Here is an 18,365-nt window from a genome sequence, read left to right on the forward strand (position 1 = left end):
TCAGAGCTGCGGCTCTTCCTCAAGCAATCCCCGCACGAAATCGAACATGCCGTGGCGGCGGTCGCGGCGGACGCGTTCCGCCTTCACGATGGCTTCCACAGCCTCGAAGGCGGCCTGAAGGTCGTCGTTGAGGATGACATAGTCATAGTCGCGCCAGTGTTCGATTTCGGCGCGGGAATTGACAAGGCGCGTCTTGATGACCTCTTCGCTGTCCTCCGCCCGGCGGTGCAGGCGCGATTGCAGTTCGGTCATGGTCGGCGGCAGGATGAAGATCGAAACGACGTCCGCCTTCATCTTGTCCTGCAGCTGCTCGGCGCCTTGCCAGTCGATGTCGAACAACATGTCGCGGCCGGCGGCCATCGCCTCTTCGACCGGCTCGCGCGGCGTGCCGTAAAAATTGCCGTGAACTTCCGCCCATTCCAGCAGCGCGTCGCTGTCCCGCAGCCGCTCGAAATCCCGTTTGGAAATGAAATGGTAGTGGATGCCGTCGATCTCGCTGTGGCGGCGCGGACGCGTCGTGACGCTGACCGACAGGCCGATATTCTTGTCCTTGTCGAGCAGATTGCGGGCGATCGTCGATTTTCCCGCGCCCGAGGGCGAAGAAATCACCAGCATCAGCCCTCTGCGGGCAATCGTGACGGGAGAATTATTCGCCGGGGCCATGGGTCTACTCCAGATTTTGGACCTGCTCGCGGAACTGGTCGATAACCACTTTCAGCTCTATGCCTGCTGCGGTTACCGCACTGGCGTTCGATTTGGAACAGATTGTATTCGACTCGCGGTTAAATTCCTGTGCAAGAAAATCGAGCTTGCGGCCAACCGGGCCGCCATTCGTCAAAAGCTCCCGCGACGCCTGCACATGCGCGCGCAGGCGGTCTATCTCTTCGCGCAAATCCGCCTTGGTGGCAATCAGCGCCGCCTCGGCATGGAGACGGTCGCGGTCGAGCCCGTGCATGCCGTCACCGATCAGGGCGATCTGTTGCGCAAGTCTTGCCGCGATCTGCTCCGGTTGACGGGAGGGATCGCTTTCGATCGCATCGACCAGCTGCTCGATCCGGTCGATATGGCCGGACAGGATGGCAAACAGCGACGCCCCCTCCCGCTCGCGCATGTCCTTCAGCTTTCCGACCGCAGTGGTAAAACCGGCCAGCACTTCGCCGTTGCGCGTGGCCTGCGCTTCCGCATCGTCTTCCGCCTCGCGGAAATCGACCAGGCCGCGCAGCGTCAGCAGCGTATCGAAGCTCAGCGGCCTGTCGTCGACGACGTCGCCGAGTTCCTTCTTGAGCGCCAGGACTGCGGCGAGCGCATCACGGTTGACGACGGCCTCCAGCCGGTTTTCCGCAATCGCCAGCGTCAGGCCGGCCTGAATGTTGCCACGCGAAAGATGGGTGCCGGCGATTTCCCGCAAGGCCGTTTCCAGCGCTTCAAGACCGGCGGGCAGACGCAGGCGCACGTCGAGCCCCTTGCCGTTCACCGATCGCAATTCCCATGCCCAGCGGTAACGGCCGGATGTGCCTTCGCTGCGCGCAAAGCCGGTCATCGATTGCAATGTCATATCCAGAATCCCCCGTCATGCCGTACAAAAACGGGCCTTGCGGATCGCAAGGCCCGGTCAGGACTATCAGTTGTTGGCCGGTTTTTCCGCCTCTGCGCCGCCGGGCTGACCATCCACGGCGACATCGGGATTGGCGCCGGCGGCGGCCCTCTCCGCCTCTATCTTGCGCCAGCGACGCACATTGGCGTTGTGTTCGTCGAGCGTCTTTGCAAAAACATGCCCGCCCGTGCCGTCGGCGACGAAATAAAGGTCGTCGGTGCGCCAGGGATTGGCGACAGCTTCAAGTGCCGCCCGTCCCGGATTGGCGATGGGCGACGGCGGCAGGCCCTTGATGACATAGGTGTTGAACGGCGTCTGCTTCTGCAGGTCCGACTGGTAGATCGGCCGGTCGGAGGGTTTGCCGTCGCCGCCGAACAGACCATAGATGATGGTCGGGTCGGACTGCAGGCGCATGCCCTTCTTCAGGCGGTTATAGAAGACGGAGGCGACATGGGCGCGCTCGTCATCCTTGCCGGTTTCCTTTTCGACGATCGAGGCGAGCGTCACGAATTCCTCGACGGTCTTGATCGGCAGGTCGGGGTCGCGCCGCTCCCAGATCATGTCGATCAGCTTGTCCTGCGCCGCACTCATCTGGCTGATGATCTCTTCGCGCTTGGTGCCGCGGGTGAAACGATAGGTATCCGGGCGAAGGCTGCCTTCCGGCGGCAGGGCCGAGGGCAAGTCGCCGTCCAGCACCTCGTCCGCGGCGAGACGTGCGAACATCTGCTTGACGGTCAGACCCTCCGGTAGCGAGACGGAATAAAGGATCGACTTGCCGGATTCCAGCAGCATCATGATATCCTTCATCGATGCGCCGGCCTTGATCTCATATTCACCCGCCTTCAGCGTCTGATCCTTCTGCAGATAGCTGCCGGTCATCAGGCGGAAGACGCGGGCATTGGAGATGACGTCGTTGCGCTCGAGATTATTGGCGATCTCGATGAGGCCGGCGCCGTTGCGCACCGTGAAATGGGTATTCGTCTGAAGCGGACCGGGCTCCTGGAACGCATTGATCATGTAATAGAAGGCGGCGATGGCCAGCACACAGACGGCAACCGCGAGCGTCATCAGAAAGTTCAGGAAGATCACCAGCTGGCCGTGCGCCTTGCGGGAACGCTTCGGCGGGGCCGGCACCTTTTCCGGACGCAGCGCCTCGGTCGGGGATTTCGGAATGATCGGGCCGCGATTGCCCTCGCCTCCACCGTCTCGTCCGTAGGGTCCCTGGCTATTCTGGTTCGTGTCGCTCACCGTCGGTCCTTTTCAGTTCGGCGTTGTCAGCGCTTTTTGCGCAGGTAATGCGGCAAAAACAGGTTCGGAATATCTTCCTGCACCACATAGAGACATTGTGAATGCCCCTTTTCCGGCCTCGCGCAACATCGTTTCGGACGGGGCCGGTCCGGTAAAGCCGTCTGCGGTCTGCAATCCGCCGGCCGCAGGGAAATCACCCCGAAACCGGCAAACCATCCGCCATAGACGACTACAATATCGGCGCGAAAATCGAAATGGCTTTCGCAGCCGGCACCACGTTCCTCAAAGGAAAGAGCGCTTTATTTCAGCACCCGGCAGAAGAGAGCCGCAACCGCCGAAGCGGTTTGCAGCCCGGGTCGCCGCTGCGACGGCAGAGCCGCCGCGCTTATGCTTCGTAACGGCGCAGCACGAGGGAGGCGTTGGTGCCGCCGAAGCCGAAGGAATTCGAGAGCGCCACGTTGACCTGACGCTTGCGCGCCTGGTGCGGCACCAGATCGATTGTCGTCTCGACATCGGGATTGTCGAGGTTCAGCGTCGGCGGAACGATGTTGTCGCGGATTGCAAGCGTGGCGAAGATCGCCTCGATGGCACCCGCCGCGCCGAGAAGATGGCCGGTGGCCGACTTGGTGGAAGACATCGAAATCTTCGACGCCGAATCGCCGACAAGCCGCTCTACCGCACCAAGCTCGATCGTATCGGCCATGGTGGAGGTGCCGTGGGCGTTGATGTAGTCAATGTCGTCCGGCGTCAGGCCGGCGCGCTTCAGCGCCATGGACATGCAGCGATAGGCGCCCTCGCCGTCCTCGGACGGCGCCGTGATGTGGTAGGCGTCACCGGAGAGGCCGTAGCCGACGACTTCGGCGTAAATCTTCGCGCCGCGCGCCTTGGCATGTTCCAGCTCTTCCAGCACGACGATACCTGCGCCTTCGCCCATGACGAAACCGTCGCGGTCGCGGTCATAGGGGCGCGAGGCCTTCTCGGGATTGTCGTTATGCTGGGTGGAAAGCGCCTTGCAGGCGGCAAAACCGGCAAGCGCGATGCGGCAGACCGGCGATTCGGCGCCGCCGGCCACCATCACATCGGCATCGCCGAGCGCAATCAGCCGGGCGGCGTCGCCAATGGCGTGCGCGCCGGTCGAGCAGGCCGTCACGACGGCGTGGTTCGGGCCGCGCAGCTTGTGGCGAATGGAAACCTGGCCGGAGACGAGGTTGATCAGACGGCCGGGAATGAAAAATGGGGAAATGCGGCGCGGGCCTTTGTCGCGCAGCGTGTAACCCGCCTCGACAATGCCTTCCAGGCCGCCGATGCCGGAGCCGATCAGCACGCCGGTGGCAATCTGGTCCTCATCCGTTTCCGGATGCCAGTCCGCGTCGGCAAGCGCCATGTCGGCGGCGGCCATGCCATAAACGATGAAGGGATCGACCTTGCGCTGCTCCTTCGGCTCCATCCAGTCATCGGCATTGAAGGTGCCGTCGGAGCCATCGCCGACGGGAATGCGGCAGGCAATCTTTGCGGGCAGGTCCTCGACCTCGAATTCGGTTACGAGACGGGCACCGTTCTGGCCGGCCAGCAGCCTTTCCCAGGTGATTTCCGTTCCACATCCAAGAGGAGATACCATGCCGGTACCGGTGATAACGACACGCCTCATCGCCAATGCTCCGCCCTTATCCAAATCATCGGTCTTTCTGCAACGCCGGACATCACAAGGGTGACGTTTGCGGGATGCTGCAGCATTTCGAATATTCGCATTATTTGCCGGGCACCGCTTCGGCTCCGCAAATCCGCGTATCTTACGGAGCGCACAACCGTCGGGGCGCGTACCGTCTTTCTATAAAACATTGGCCCGGACAAGCCGGGCCAAGACGGGAAGATATTTCACCTTCCCGATGAAGGTCGATCAGGCCTGGGCCTTCTCGATGAACTTGACGGCGTCGCCGACGGTCAGGATCGAGTCCGCTGCGTCGTCGGGAATTTCAACGCCGAATTCTTCTTCGAAAGCCATGACCAGTTCAACGGTGTCGAGCGAATCAGCGCCCAGATCGTCAATGAAGCTGGCGCCTTCGACAACCTTGTCGGCGTCAACGCCAAGATGATCAATTACAATTTTCTTTACGCGTTCTGCGATATCGCTCATGTCGGTTTCCTCGACCTTTATTTTGAAGGGAATGCCTCGCGGCACCCTGCCCTGTTAGAAGCCCTCATGCGCCGTTCAAATCCGGCACTGCTGGCAAACCCGTTCAACCCGGTCCAAGCTAGACATCGTCACGCAAAATCGCAACGGCTTCCTGTCTCTCCGGGACGACTGTTCACAGTCTTGGCCCGCTTAACACGGTTTCAACCGGTCGAAAAGCCTGAAAACGCGCTAAGCACAGCGTATGACAGGCAATTTCGCCGGAAACCGGCATGCGGGGCCTTGCGGCGCAAGCTACCCAAGAAGGTGCTGAAATAGCGCCGCAATCCTTTTCACGATGGCGGATGATGCCGTCAGATCATTGCCATGCCGCCGTTGACGTGCAGCGTCTGGCCGGTCATGTAACCGGCCTCGTTGGAAGCGAGATACAGCACGGCCGAGGCGATTTCCGCGCCGGTTCCCATGCGCTTCATGGGGATGGCGCCCATGATGGCCTCTTTCTGCTTGTCGTTCAGCTTGCCGGTCATGGCGCTTTCGATGAAGCCAGGGGCCACGCAGTTGACGGTGACGTTGCGGGTGGCGATTTCCTGGGCCAGCGACTTCGAAAAACCGATCATGCCGGCCTTGGAGGCGCAATAATTGGCCTGGCCGGGATTGCCGGTGACGCCGACGATGGAGGTGATGTTGATGATGCGGCCGAAACGGCGGCGCATCATCGGATGCGTCAGTTCCCGCGTCAGGCGGAACATCGCGGTCAGGTTCACCTCGATGACGTTGTCCCAGTCCTCGTCGCTCATGCGCACGAAGAGGCCGTCCTTGGTGATGCCGGCATTGTTGACGAGAATATCGACGCCTTCCAGCTCGGCTTCCGCCTTTTCACCCAGCGCCTTGACCTCGGCGCGGTCGGAAAGGTTGGCCGGGAAGATCTTGACGCGATCGCCAAGTTCCGCCGCCAGCGCCTCAAGCTTTTCAACGCGGGTGCCGTGCAGGCCGACGGTTGCGCCCTGGGCATGCAGGGTGCGGGCGATTTCTTCGCCGATGCCGCCGGTCGCGCCGGTTACGAGAGCCTTGCGGCCTGTCAGATCAAACATGGTCCGTTCCTTTTTGAGAGCAATTGCCGCTGAAGCTTTTCAGCGGTCTGCATCCGGAATTGTCGTGAACAAAAAGCCGTCCCGGGACGAAACCCGTTTTCAGCCGATAAGCATGGCAAGAAGCTGGTCGATATCGGCGGCCCCGTTGACGGCAACGCCATTCACCGTCTTGTCGATGCGGCGGGCAAGGCCCGTCAGCACCTTGCCGGAGCCGATCTCGTAAAGCTGCGTGACATTGTTGGCGGCGAACCATTCCACCGTCTCGCGCCAGCGCACCTGGCCCGTCACCTGCTCGACCAGCAGGGCAGCGATCTCGTCGGCGTCGGAAACGGGGGCGGCGCGCACATTGGCGATGACCGGCACGACCGGGGCCTTCTTCTCCACCTTGGCCAGCGCCTCACGCATGGCCTCCGCCGCCGGCGCCATCAGCGCGGAATGGAAGGGGGCGGAAACCGGCAGCATGATGGCGCGCTTGGCGCCCTTTTCGGAGGCGAGCGCCGCCGCCTTTTCGACGGCGGCCTTGCCGCCGGAAATGACCAGTTGGCCGCCGCCATTGTCATTGGCGATCTGGCAGACGCCGAGAATGCCGGCCTCGTCGCAGATGGCCGAGACCGCGTCATGCTCCAGCCCGATGATCGCCGCCATGGCGCCCTCGCCGACCGGCACGGCGGCCTGCATGGCATTGCCGCGGATGCGCAGAAGGCGGGCGGTATCGGCGACCGAGAAGGTGCCGGCGGCACAGAGCGCCGAATATTCGCCGAGCGAATGGCCGGCGACATAGGAGACGGCATCCGAAAGCTTGAAACCGCGCGCTTCGAGAACCCGCATGACTGCCATCGACACGGCCATGAGCGCCGGCTGAGCGTTGGCCGTCAGCGTCAGCGTCTCTTCCGGGCCGTTCCACATGATGTCGGAAAGTTTCTGGCCAAGCGCCTCGTCGACTTCCTCGAACACGGCGCGCGCCTCGACATAGGTATCGGCAAGTTCCTTGCCCATGCCGACGGCCTGGCTTCCCTGACCGGGAAATGTGAATGCAATACCCATGGGATGTGGTCCTTCTTTTTTGGCCTTGCCCTTATTCCTGCGACTTCCATTCACATTCCCGGAAGCGAAGTCAAGGCTTGAAGCCCTATGGCAGGCCCTTCTCCGGGGTTTTGCCGACCTGTTTTCCCCGGTCTTTTCATCATATTTTTTCTTGCACTGCGGCAATTCCCCATTACTTTCATGCCACCTTTCACCACATCTCGCCTTAGCACCGGGACATTTCCATGAAACAGAGACTATTGGGCCGCACGGGTATTGCCGTGTCCGAAATTTGCCTTGGCACGATGACGTGGGGCACGCAGAACACCGAAGCAGACGCGCATGCGCAGATGGATTACGCCGTCGAAAACGGCGTCAATTTCTTCGATACGGCCGAGCTTTATCCCACCACCCCCGTTTCCGCCGAAACGCAAGGCCGGACGGAAGACTATATCGGCACATGGTTCGAAAAGACCGGCAAGCGCGATCAGGTCGTGCTGGCCACCAAGGTCGCCGGTTCGGGACGCGATTATATTCGCGGCGGTCGCGATATCGACGCCGCCGCCATCCGCGAAGCGGTGGATACCAGCCTCAAGCGCCTGAAGACGGATTACATCGACCTTTACCAGATCCACTGGCCGAATCGCGGCACCTATCACTTCCGCGGCGTCTGGAGCTTCGACGCTTCCGGTCAGGACAAGGAGCGCACGCTTGCCGAAATCACCGAAAAGCTCGACACGCTCGGCGAGCTGGTGAAGGCCGGCAAGATCCGCGCCATCGGCCTTTCCAATGAAAGCGCCTGGGGCACCCAGAAATATATCGACATTGCCGAGGCCCGCGGCCTGCCGCGCGTCGCCAGCATCCAGAACGAATATAACCTGCTCTATCGCAGCTTCGATCTCGACATGGCGGAAGTCGCCCATCACGAGGATGTCGGCCTGCTCGCCTATTCGCCGCTGGCGGCGGGGCTGCTGACCGGCAAGTACCAGAACGGCGCGTGCCCGGCGGGATCGCGCGGCAGCATCAACAGCAACCTTGGCGGCCGCCTGCAGCCGTTTCAGGAAGCCCCGGTCAAGGCCTATCTCGACCTCGCCGCTCAGCACGGGATCGACCCGGCACAGCTCGCCATCGCGTTTTGCCTCACCCGCCCGTTCATGGCGTCAGTCATCATCGGCGCAACGACGATGGAACAGTTGAAGGTGGATATTGCGGCGGCTGAGGTTGCGCTGCCGGATGACGTGCTGAAGGGCATCGCTGCGATCCATCGCCAATATCCGATGCCGATCTGACGACCGGACGGCGCGCTTTTTCGCCGCTTGCCCTTGCATTCCGGGCAAAAATCCGTATAAGCGCGCTGTTCACAACACCCGGTCTTATGGCTGGTGGCTGAACGGAGGGCTGGTTCCGGCAACGGAACAGCAGGAACCATAAGGTTTTTCCGGCCTCCCGTGTCTCCGCTCTCGACCGTCTCGAACAACGCTTTTCTTGCTTTAAGGCTTCATCGCCTCACCCAAGAGCAGTCGTTGAGGCTTAGCGCCGTTGCCGGGTGAAGGACGAAACGCAAGAAAGGCAAAGCTTAAATGGCTCTTTACGAACACATCTTCCTTGCCCGGCAGGATATTTCTGCCCAGCAGGTCGACGCACTTGTCGAGCAGTACAAGGGCGTTATCGAATCGTTCGGCGGTAAAGTCGGACGCATCGAGAACTGGGGTCTGAAGTCCCTCACCTACCGCATCAAGAAGAACCGCAAGGCTCACTACGCTCTCATGGACATCGACGCTCCGGCGGCCGCCATCCATGAAGTCGAGCGCCAGATGCGCATCAACGAAGACGTTCTTCGCTACATGACCATCGCCGTCGAAGCCCACGAAGAAGGCCCGTCCGCGATGATGCAGAAGCGCGACCGCGACGACCGTCCGCGCCGCGATGGCGACCGTCCGGACCGTGGCCCGCGTGAAGATCGTGGTCCCCGCGCACCGCGCGAAGGTGGCTTCGGCGACCGCGAAGACCGTCCGCGCCGTCCGCGCGAAGACCGTGCATAAGAAGGAGTTTTGACCAATGGCTGACGCATCCTCTTCCCAGGCACGCCGCCCGTTCCACCGCCGTCGCAAGACGTGCCCCTTCTCCGGCGCCAACGCTCCGAAGATCGACTACAAAGACGTTCGTCTGCTGCAGCGCTACATTTCCGAGCGCGGCAAGATCGTTCCGTCCCGCATCACGGCCGTTTCCCAGAAGAAGCAGCGCGAACTCGCCCAGGCGATCAAGCGCGCCCGTTTCCTCGGCCTGCTGCCCTACGTCGTAGCGTAATGAATTGAAGCGAGGCTGCGTCTTGGCGCGGCCTCGTTTTTTCCTCGAAGCAGCTGACTCTTAATCAGCGGGTCGAGAAATACTCATCCTTCCGCGTTGGGCGCGGATCGATACCATAAAACCCATGTTGGGGATGAGGCTCCAAGGAGCGATCCTCTAACTGCTTTAGTTTCAGCAGGACAGCGACGTGCAGAAGTTGAACCAGACAGTGCTGATCACCGGCGTCCTCGCCGGCATATGCGCCGCGTTTTTAACGCTTGGCGCAACGGCGCAGTCGTCGCTTTCTTTCCTGCTCTATGCCGGTTCGGCCATGCCCATCTTCATCGCCGGCATGGGCTGGGGCAACCGCGCCGCCATTATCGCGATCATCACCACGGCCATCATCGGTGCGCTGGTCATGTCGCCGCTTTTTGCGCTGACCATTGCGATCTTCACGCTGATCCCGGCGGGCTACCTTTCGCATCTCGCCAATCTGGCGCGTCCGGCCTCCGAACTCGGCGGCCCGGACGATCTGCTCGCCTGGTATCCGCTGTCCGGCATCGTGCTGCATCTTTGCATTCTGGTCTCTGTCGCCGTCGTCATTCTCGGCTGGATGATCGGTTACGGTCCCGATCTCGTCGCCCGCATGGTCGATATCATGATGACCTCGGTGCAGAACCGCGAACCCTTGTTCGAACCCAATGCCGAGGCGCTCGCCCAGACGAAATCGCTGCTGGTGCTGATGCTGCCGATCGTTCAGGGCGGCCTCTGGGTCATCCTGCTGTTTGCCGCCTATTATTTCGCGACGCGGCTGGTCGGCACCTTCGGCAAGGGCCTTCGCCCGCGTGAGGATATTCCCTCCGCGCTGCGCATGCACCGCAACGCCATCTTCATCTTTCTCGGCGGCATCGTCGCCATGTTCTTCGGGGGCGTCCCCGCCATGATAGGCGCCGTCATCTGCGGTACCTTCGGCGCGGGCTTCCTGATGGCGGGTTACGCCTCGCTGCACAAGCGCGCCCGCGGCAAGGACTGGCGGCTGCCGGTTCTCATCCTCGCTTATCTCTCGGCGATCTTTGTCTTTCCGCTGTTCATCATTCTCGTGCTCGGCTTGAGCGACGTGCGCAGCACGATCTCGCTGACGCCTGCACGGAAAACCGACAATACGAACGAAACCAAACCATAGAAAGGATCAAGAAGATGGACGTCATTCTTCTCGAACGCATCAACAAGCTCGGCCAGATGGGCGAAACCGTCAAGGTTCGCGACGGTTATGCCCGTAACTTCCTGCTGCCGCAGGGCAAGGCGCTGCGCGCCAACGCCGCCAACAAGGCCCGTTTCGAAACCGAGCGCGCCACGCTCGAAGCCCGTAACCTCGAGCGCAAGTCGGAAGCCCAGAAGGTTGCCGAGGCTCTGGAAGGCAAGTCCTTCATCGTCGTCCGTTCGGCTGGCGAAACCGGCCAGCTGTACGGTTCTGTTGCTGCCCGCGACGTCGTCGAAATCCTCGGCGCAGAAGGCTTCAACATCGGCCGTAACCAGGTTGAACTGAACACGCCGATCAAGACCATCGGCCTGCACAACGTTACGCTCCACCTGCATGCCGAAGTCGAGCTGCAGGTCGAGCTCAACGTTGCCCGTTCGGCTGAAGAAGCAGAACGCCAGTCCAAGGGCGAAAGCCTCACCTCCGCCGACGCCATCTACGGCGTTGACGAAGACGCGCTGCGTCCGGAAGACTTCTTCGATCCGGAAGCAGACCGCGACGGCGACGACGAATAAGATTTGGCTTAGCGGCCATAAGAAAACCCCGGATGGAGACATCCGGGGTTTTTTGTTTGTGGGGTTGGAGTGTGTGGAGAGGTTTACCCCCCTCTGCCCTGCCGGGCATCTCCCCCTCAAGGGGGGAGATCGGCAAGTGGATGGCACCCTGCCTATGGAACGAGCGCGTGCGGCATATCGATCTCCCCCCTTGAGGGGGAGATGTCCGGCAGGACAGAGGGGGGTAAACCACGCTCGCCGGGCGTTCCGACTACTTCGCCGCCGTCTCCGCCCCCTCAGGCGCCACGCTCTTGTCCACATGCACCACCACCGACATGCCGGGCGACAGTTCCGCCGCCAGCGGCTGGTCGGGATCGATCACGATCCGCACGCCGAGGCGCTGGGCGATCTTCACGAAATTGCCGGTCGCATTGTCCGGCTTGATGACGGCGAATTCCGAACCCGTGGCCGGCGAGAACCGCTCCACATGGCCGGTCAGCTTGCGGCGATGCAGGGCATCGACCGAGATCGTCACCGGCTGGCCGATCTGCATGCCCGCCAGCTGGGTTTCCTTGAAATTGGCGATGACCCAGACATCATGCGGCACAACGGCCATCAATTGCGTGCCGGCGGTGACGTATTGGCCGGTGCGCACGCCGACTTCGCCGAGCCTGCCGTCCACCGGCGCGTGAATCTCGGTATTGGCGAGGTCGATCTTGGTGAGTTCGACCGCGGCCTCGGCATTGGCGACGGCAGCCTGCAGGGAGCTGCGGTTGACGATGATCGTCTGCAGATCCTGACGCGAGACCTCCAGCGCCGCTTTTGCCTGCGACAGCGACGCCCGCGCCTTTTCAAGCGCGGCATGGGCTTCTTCCTGCAGGCTGGAGGTTCCGGCCCCGCTTTTGATGAGATTATCCTGCCGGTCGGAGGCAAGCTGCGCCTGTTTCAGCGAGGCTTCGGCGCTGTCGACCGCCGCCTGGCTGGAGAGGATGTTGGCATTGGCGGCATTTTCCTGCTGGCGGGAATTATCCAGCGCCGCCTTCTGCGTATCGAGCGTGGCGGCCGCCTGCGCCTGTTTCTGCCGGTAGATGCGGTCGTCGATCTTCGCCAGCAGCGTGCCCTGCTTGACCTCCTGATAATCCTTCACCGGGACATCGACGACATAACCGCTGACCTGCGGGCTCATGGTCGTGACGTAACCGCGCACGAAGGCGTTGTCGGTCATTTCGACGGTGGACAGAAACGGCGGCAGCCGCCACGCATAAAGCACCAGCGCAACGCCGGCGAGACCACCGAGCAGCACGAGAATGGAAACGGGGGTAAAAAACTTCTTCAGCATTGTGTCACTCTTGGAAGGTTCAAGACTGTGGCGCCGGCGCGGCATCGATGTCATTCCGGAGGAGGAAGGGACGGATGCGCATCCAGGCAAGGTGGAGCAAAAGCGCGACAAGCGCCAGCGCCGAAACGACGGATATCAGCAGGAAGGTGTCATTATAGGCCAGCACATAGGCTTCCCTGCTGACCTGCTGGCCAAGGAGTGCAAGCCCCTCGGCCTTCAGCAGCGCCGGATCGGTGATGACGTGGCTGTAGGCACCGGAAAGCTGGGACACGCGCTGGGCAACCAAGGGATTGGTGAGCAGGATATTTTCCACCAGAACATTGGAATGGAATTTCTCCCGCAGCGTCACGAAGCTGCCGAGCAGTCCCGTCATCAGCATCGAACCCGTGATCTGCGTGAACAGGAAGATGGTGATGAAATTCACCAGATAGGGCGCACCTCTGGCAAGCGCTGCGGCAAATCCCTTGGCCATGACCGGCGGCAGGAACATGGCGGCGCCGAAAGCGATCATCATCTGGCTGAGATACATCTCGCCCGGGCGCGTCAGATTGGTGGACTGGCTGTCCATGAACGAGCCGGCGGCAATCAGCGCCAGCGCAATCACGTGGGCCGTATCGACATATTTCGTCAGCATCAGCCAGGCGCAGGCCGCACCGCCAAGCACGGTGGCCAGCAGCACCAGCGCATAAAGCGTGGTCGTCTGGTCGTTCAGCAGGCCGAGCTGCTGGTAGAAGCTGACCGCCGTGGAGGATTGTTCGGAGGAAACCGCGCGGTAAACGAGCAGCACCGCGATGATGTGCAGGTTGGTCTTCGAGAAAATCCAGCGCAGGTCGAGCAGTGGGTTCTTGCGCGGCAGTTCGATGAAGGCCATGAGGGTCAAAAGCGCGATCGACGTTGCCAGAAGCGCGCCCAGCCACCAGGTTTCGAACCACCAGTAGAACCGGCCAAGCGTCAGCATGACCGCAAGACAGCCGAGACCGCCCGCAAACAGCAGATAGCTCAAGATATCCATGCGCTCGATGACTTTCGCACGCGGCGGCGGCGTCACCTTCAGGACATAGATCATGGCGAAGGAGATCAGCGCAAATCCCACTTCCATGGAATAGAGCGCGTTCCAGCCGTCGATTTCCAGCAGGGAGGGCGAGACGATGCGCGCGATCGGCGCCGACAGCAGCGTGCCGGTCAGCGCGATGCTGAAACCGAGCGAGAATTTCCGCGCCGGCGGAAAGGCCTCCAGAATATAGAGAAAGCCGAGCGAGGAAATCGGCGCCGCTGCCATGCCGCTGACGAAGCGGATGACGATGGCCGAATGCAGGTCGGTCACGAACAGGTTGAGACAGGAGGCGACCACAAAGGCGATGATCGAGAGTTCGGCAAAGGGCCGCAGGCCATATTGCGCCCTGATCTTGAAGAGCGCGATGGAAAACGTGGCATAGGGCGCCATATAGGCGGCGGAAAGCCAGGCCACCTCGGCCACCGTGGCGGAGAACTCACCCTGCAGCTGATAGATATTGGCCATGACGAGATTCATGCCCAGACCCTGGGTGATGAAGAATGACAGGCCCGCAAAGATGAAACACAGTCTCAGCCATACCGGCCGCTCAACCGGCTGCGGCGCGGCCGGGACGGCGGGTTGCGGCGCCGCCGCATCGCCATCGGCGTCGCTCACCGTCTGAGGGACGGCCACGGCGTCTTCAGGCCCGGCGATGGCCGCATCTTTTTCAGTGACCGCGTCGCCAGTGGCCTGCGGCAAGACAATGCTCACGACTGCGCCCTCCCCGCCGCAAGATTTTGCAGATTGGCCGAAAGACGGCGCATCACATCGAGCGCCATCGCCAGATCCTCGGAAGAAATATCGGCGGTGATTTCCGAACGCAGCGTCTTTGCCACCGCCTGCACCGTACCGGAGGTGTTCTCACCTTCTTCCGTCATGTGGATGCGTTTGGCGCGGCGGTCGTTTTCGTCGGAACGGCGCTCGATGAGGTTCTGTTTTTCCATGCCGTCGAGCACCCGCACCAGCGTCGGGGTTTCGATTTCCATTTCTTCGGCAAGCTCCGTCTGTGTCAGCGGACCCCGTCGCGACAGGGCAAAAAGCGCACGCGCGCGCGCAAGCGTCAGCCCGCTTTCCGCGACCCGCGCGTCAAAAAACGCGCGCAGCTTGCGGGTAAAAGCGGAAACCTCGTCGAGAAGCTGTTCCTTGTCGGTTTCGCGTGACATTCGAAGTAAGCCTTATAATTAGCACACTACTTATTTTCTGCCTATTTATTCGCAAGCCTGACGATTTTCAAGTTTCTTTCCTGCCGGGTCTGCCATGCGGTAAACTCATGGCAGCGAATCACGTTGCCGGAAAATCCCGGCGCCTTGTCCCCGCCCCGCCTGTGGATTGCTGGGGACAACTGAAGATGTGATCCAGCTTTACAGAGCGGACGTCAGCCTGCCGCATAGTGTTGCAACAATATCATTGACTGCCATGCCCCAGGAAGCCAAACCCGAGGTGTAAGGACAAGGCAAAGGGAGATCGCGCAAACCATGAACGACGCTGTGAGAAAGATCACCCCCGCGCAGCCGGCGGAACCGCACTACCGCGAAGCGCCGAACAATATCGAGGCCGAACAGGCGCTGCTCGGCGCCATCCTCGTCAACAACGACGCCTATTATCGCGTGTCGGACTTCCTGAAGCCCGTGCATCTTTACGAACCGCTGCACCGCAAGATCTTCGAGGTGGCGGGCGATATCATCCGCATGGGCAAGACCGCCAATCCGGTGACGATCAAGACCTTCCTGCCGGCCGACGACAAGATCGGCGACCTGACGGTGGCGCAGTATCTCGCGCGTCTGGCCGCTGAAGCCGTATCGATCATCAACGCGGAAGATTACGGCCGCGCGATCTATGACCTGGCGCTGCGCCGCGCGCTGATCCAGATCGGCGAGGATGTCGTCAACATCGCCTATGATGCGCCGCTCGACATGCCGCCGCAGGCGCAGATCGAAGACACCGAACGCCGCCTGTTCGAACTGGCGGAAACCGGCCGTTACGACGGCGGCTTCCAGTCGTTCAACGATGCCGTGGCGCTGGCGATCGACATGGCGGGGGCCGCCTTCGAACGCGACGGCAATCTCTCCGGTATTTCCACCGGCATTCATTCGCTCGACGCCCGCATGGGCGGCCTGCAGCGTTCCGACCTTATCGTGCTTGCCGGTCGTCCGGGTATGGGCAAGACCTCGCTTGCGACCAACATCGCCTACAATATCGCCGCATCCTATGAGCAGGAAGTGCAGCCGGACGGGTCGTACAAGGCGAAGAATGGCGGCGTCGTCGGCTTCTACTCGCTCGAAATGTCGTCCGAACAGCTGGCGACCCGTATCATTTCCGAGCAGACGGAAGTCTCCTCCTCAAAAATCCGCCGTGGTGACATCACCGAGTCCGACTTCGAAAAACTCGTCGCCTGCAGCCAGATGATGCAGAAGGTGCCGCTTTACATCGACCAGACCGGTGGTATCTCGATTGCCCAGCTGTCCGCCCGCGCCCGCCGCCTGAAGCGCCAGCGCGGCCTCGATGTCCTGGTGGTCGACTACGTTCAGCTGATGACCGGCTCCGGCAAGAGCGGCGAAAACCGCGTGCAGGAAATCACCCAGATCACCACGGGCCTCAAGGCGCTCGGCAAGGAACTCAACGTCCCGATCATCGCGCTGTCGCAGCTCTCCCGTGCGGTGGAAAGCCGCGAAGACAAACGTCCGCAGCTTTCCGACCTGCGTGAATCCGGCTCGATCGAGCAGGACGCCGACGTGGTGCTGTTCGTGTTCCGTGAGGAATATTACGTCAAGAACATGGAGCCGCGCGATCCCGCAGACCCGAAATATGCCGAATGGGAAGCCCTGTTCGACAAGGTGAAGGGCACGGCCGACGTCATCATCGCCAAGCAGCGTCACGGACCAACCGGCACGGTAAAACTCGCCTTCCAGTCCGAATTCACCCGCTTCGCCGACCTGGCCGACCCTTCCTTCAGCCAGTACGAAGAGCATTGACACACAGCCACGCAGGCTATCGCTGCAAGAACACCGCCCCATCCGGTTTCAGGATGGGGCGGAATCATTTCAATGGCTTGGCACTGACGCCTCAGAACCCGATTCATCCGGTGCCCTGCCCGGTAAAGCGACGACCTGATCGCCTGTGCGGATGCTGCTCTGGCGGTGGGTAATGGCGATGATGGCGATATCGCTGTCGACCCGTCTTAACTGATCCATGATTTCCCGCTCCGTCTCCTCGTCCAGCGCCGAGCTTGCCTCATCGAGCAGCAGAATGGACGGTTCGCCATAAAGCGCACGGGCAATCGCAACCCGCTGACGCTCGCCGCCGGAAAGCTTCAGCCCCCTTTCGCCGACAATCGTATCGAACCCCTCCGGCATCGCCTCTATCCGGTCGAGTATGGCGGCGCGCTCGGTCGAGCGGCGTAGTTTTTCCTCATCCAACGCCCGCCCAAGCACGATATTGCTGCGCAACGTGTCGTTCAGCAATTGCACCTCCTGCGGAACGATACCGGCAACGGCAAACCAGTCGTCCCGGCCGATGGCGGTCAGATCGGTGCCATCGACGGTGATGCGGCCGGATTGCGGCGCCATGGTTTTCTGCAGAAGCCGGAAGAGTGTCGATTTTCCCGCACCGGTCTCGCCGGTGATGAAGGTCAGACGTCCCGGCGCAGCGGTGAAAGAAACACCTTCGACGCCGCGACCGTTTTCGTAACGAAAACCCACCTGATCAAACTCTATCGCCTTGCCCGACAGCTGCAGCGGGCCAGCATGTGGCGGCTCCTCCTCTGCCGGCGCATTCCACCTGCGGGCATAGGGCGCGAATTGGGCGAAGGATCGGACCGCCTCGCTGATCGATTGGCCGATCAGTTCAAAAGGCATGTTGAGCTGAAGCAGAAGCGTGTTGAAGAGAACGATATCGCCTATCGAGAGATTTCCCGCCTCATAGCGCGGCAAAAGCAGATAAAAGCCGATCACCATCTGCACGGCGAGTGCAAGCGAGATGGTGAAGACAAAGCCGATCCGCCGCAGGGAATAAAGCCGCCAGTTCCGATAGATCGACCCGGCATTGTCCGCGAACCGGCGCTTCATCCACGCCGTGCTGCCGGTGTGCCGTAGAGGCTCGATCATGCCGATGGCATTGCCGATAAAACCGGCATTCTCCTGCCCGGCTTCGATGGCCTTTTCCAGAAAGGGTGTGGTCAGGCGGTTCGAGGCGAGCGTAAGCGCGATGAAGGCCACGCCATACAGAATGACGATGGCGACAAGATCCGTACTGAGAACCGTTCCCAGCAACAGGGTGCTGAACAAGAACGTGGCGATGCCCGGTACGAAATAGATCAGGCCGATCTGCATGATCGCCGAGGCGGCCGAGGCGCCCCGCGTCTGCGCGGCCTGGATCTCCGCCGGATTATGATCGCTGAAGAACGACGGATGTTTATGGACGATGCGCTCGAAGAAGCGCGTCGTCGCGACATATTCGAGCCGTTCCGAATGGATGACCGACATATATTGCGTGGAGCGCTGAATACCCGTCGCCAGTGCCGTCAGGCCCGCATAGAGCGAAAAACCGAGCATCCACTGCAGCGGCGCGTCCGGCAGATCGTCGATCAGGCGGGAAAACACATAAGGACCGGCGGTGGCGAGCACAGACCCGAGCAGGATCGTCAGCAGCAGAAAGGTAATGGACGGCCATGACGTCTTCAGGTCTTCGGCATAGATTCGGGAAAGCGGTCCGAATGCAACTTTGCGATTGCCTGTCATCACTCTCTCCCGCCCGGCGCTGCTTGAAAGATACGGCAGGCACTGGATAACGGCCTGGAAGCGCGCGCTCAAGTCCGGTTTATCGTCGTCCGTTCACATTCGATATTCCGG

17 protein-coding genes are annotated in these 18,365 nt (G+C 61.3%); 6 read left to right on the top strand and 11 right to left on the bottom strand.

Annotated features, from left to right (window positions below; translation table 11 throughout):
* The 7 genes from gmk to fabD form a co-directional block, all read right to left on the bottom strand.
* Positions 1–663: a guanylate kinase gene (gene gmk, locus ACI2KA_RS10445; RefSeq protein WP_404501717.1), complete on the bottom strand. Its 663-nt coding sequence runs from the start codon at positions 661–663 to the stop codon at positions 1–3.
* Positions 664–667: 4 nt separating this feature from the next.
* On the bottom strand, positions 668–1,555 hold the full coding sequence (locus ACI2KA_RS10450) for a YicC/YloC family endoribonuclease (protein ID WP_404501719.1): 888 nt from the start codon (positions 1,553–1,555) through the stop codon (positions 668–670).
* A gap of 66 nt (positions 1,556–1,621) precedes the next feature.
* Positions 1,622–2,842, bottom strand: a complete 1,221-nt coding sequence (gene mltG, locus ACI2KA_RS10455) for an endolytic transglycosylase MltG (protein WP_404501721.1) — start codon at positions 2,840–2,842, stop codon at positions 1,622–1,624.
* A 385-nt stretch (positions 2,843–3,227) separates the two neighbouring features.
* Positions 3,228–4,490 carry a beta-ketoacyl-ACP synthase II gene (fabF, locus tag ACI2KA_RS10460; RefSeq protein WP_404501722.1) on the bottom strand — a complete coding sequence of 421 codons (1,263 nt, stop codon included), beginning with the start codon at positions 4,488–4,490 and terminating at the stop codon, positions 3,228–3,230.
* A 249-nt stretch (positions 4,491–4,739) separates the two neighbouring features.
* Positions 4,740–4,976, bottom strand: a complete 237-nt coding sequence (locus ACI2KA_RS10465) for an acyl carrier protein (RefSeq protein WP_003502080.1) — start codon at positions 4,974–4,976, stop codon at positions 4,740–4,742.
* A gap of 350 nt (positions 4,977–5,326) precedes the next feature.
* A complete protein-coding gene (gene fabG, locus ACI2KA_RS10470; protein ID WP_400811968.1) occupies positions 5,327–6,064 on the bottom strand; it encodes a 3-oxoacyl-[acyl-carrier-protein] reductase in 738 nt (245 codons plus the stop codon).
* A 99-nt stretch (positions 6,065–6,163) separates the two neighbouring features.
* A complete protein-coding gene (gene fabD, locus ACI2KA_RS10475; RefSeq protein ID WP_404501724.1) occupies positions 6,164–7,108 on the bottom strand; it encodes an ACP S-malonyltransferase in 945 nt (314 codons plus the stop codon).
* Between the two features lie 224 nt (positions 7,109–7,332).
* Between fabD and ACI2KA_RS10480 the strand changes: the two genes are divergently transcribed.
* The 5 genes from ACI2KA_RS10480 (at position 7,333) to rplI (ending at position 11,146) form a co-directional block, all read left to right on the top strand.
* On the top strand, positions 7,333–8,376 hold the full coding sequence (locus tag ACI2KA_RS10480; protein WP_404501726.1) for an aldo/keto reductase: 1,044 nt from the start codon (positions 7,333–7,335) through the stop codon (positions 8,374–8,376).
* Positions 8,377–8,667: 291 nt separating this feature from the next.
* Positions 8,668–9,129: a 30S ribosomal protein S6 gene (rpsF, locus tag ACI2KA_RS10485; RefSeq protein WP_003520723.1), complete on the top strand. Its 462-nt coding sequence runs from the start codon at positions 8,668–8,670 to the stop codon at positions 9,127–9,129.
* A 16-nt stretch (positions 9,130–9,145) separates the two neighbouring features.
* The gene (gene rpsR, locus ACI2KA_RS10490; protein WP_003502063.1) at positions 9,146–9,394 is read left to right on the top strand and encodes a 30S ribosomal protein S18; all 249 of its coding nucleotides are present in this window, start codon (positions 9,146–9,148) and stop codon (positions 9,392–9,394) included.
* Between the two features lie 187 nt (positions 9,395–9,581).
* On the top strand, positions 9,582–10,556 hold the full coding sequence (locus ACI2KA_RS10495; protein ID WP_404501728.1) for a DUF2232 domain-containing protein: 975 nt from the start codon (positions 9,582–9,584) through the stop codon (positions 10,554–10,556).
* Positions 10,557–10,570: 14 nt separating this feature from the next.
* Entirely contained in the window at positions 10,571–11,146 is a 576-nt protein-coding gene (gene rplI, locus ACI2KA_RS10500; protein ID WP_065115311.1) for a 50S ribosomal protein L9, read from the top strand.
* Positions 11,147–11,396: 250 nt separating this feature from the next.
* On the opposite strand, the gene ACI2KA_RS10505 is transcribed toward rplI, so the two are convergent.
* The 3 genes from ACI2KA_RS10505 to ACI2KA_RS10515 form a co-directional block, all read right to left on the bottom strand.
* Positions 11,397–12,464, bottom strand: a complete 1,068-nt coding sequence (locus ACI2KA_RS10505) for an HlyD family secretion protein (protein WP_404501731.1) — start codon at positions 12,462–12,464, stop codon at positions 11,397–11,399.
* Positions 12,465–12,483: 19 nt separating this feature from the next.
* The gene (locus tag ACI2KA_RS10510; protein WP_404501912.1) at positions 12,484–14,151 is read right to left on the bottom strand and encodes an MFS transporter; all 1,668 of its coding nucleotides are present in this window, start codon (positions 14,149–14,151) and stop codon (positions 12,484–12,486) included.
* Between the two features lie 74 nt (positions 14,152–14,225).
* Complete coding sequence (locus ACI2KA_RS10515) at positions 14,226–14,681, bottom strand: MarR family winged helix-turn-helix transcriptional regulator (protein WP_404501732.1); 456 nt, start codon at positions 14,679–14,681, stop codon at positions 14,226–14,228.
* A gap of 312 nt (positions 14,682–14,993) precedes the next feature.
* Between ACI2KA_RS10515 and ACI2KA_RS10520 the strand changes: the two genes are divergently transcribed.
* The gene (locus tag ACI2KA_RS10520) at positions 14,994–16,490 is read left to right on the top strand and encodes a replicative DNA helicase (protein WP_065115307.1); all 1,497 of its coding nucleotides are present in this window, start codon (positions 14,994–14,996) and stop codon (positions 16,488–16,490) included.
* A gap of 69 nt (positions 16,491–16,559) precedes the next feature.
* On the opposite strand, the gene ACI2KA_RS10525 is transcribed toward ACI2KA_RS10520, so the two are convergent.
* Positions 16,560–18,254 carry an ABC transporter ATP-binding protein gene (locus ACI2KA_RS10525; RefSeq protein ID WP_404501734.1) on the bottom strand — a complete coding sequence of 565 codons (1,695 nt, stop codon included), beginning with the start codon at positions 18,252–18,254 and terminating at the stop codon, positions 16,560–16,562.
* Between the last annotated feature and the right edge of the window lie 111 nt (positions 18,255–18,365).

The sequence above is a fragment of the Agrobacterium sp. NPDC089420 genome (assembly GCF_044900305.1).
Taxonomy (GTDB): domain Bacteria; phylum Pseudomonadota; class Alphaproteobacteria; order Rhizobiales; family Rhizobiaceae; genus Agrobacterium.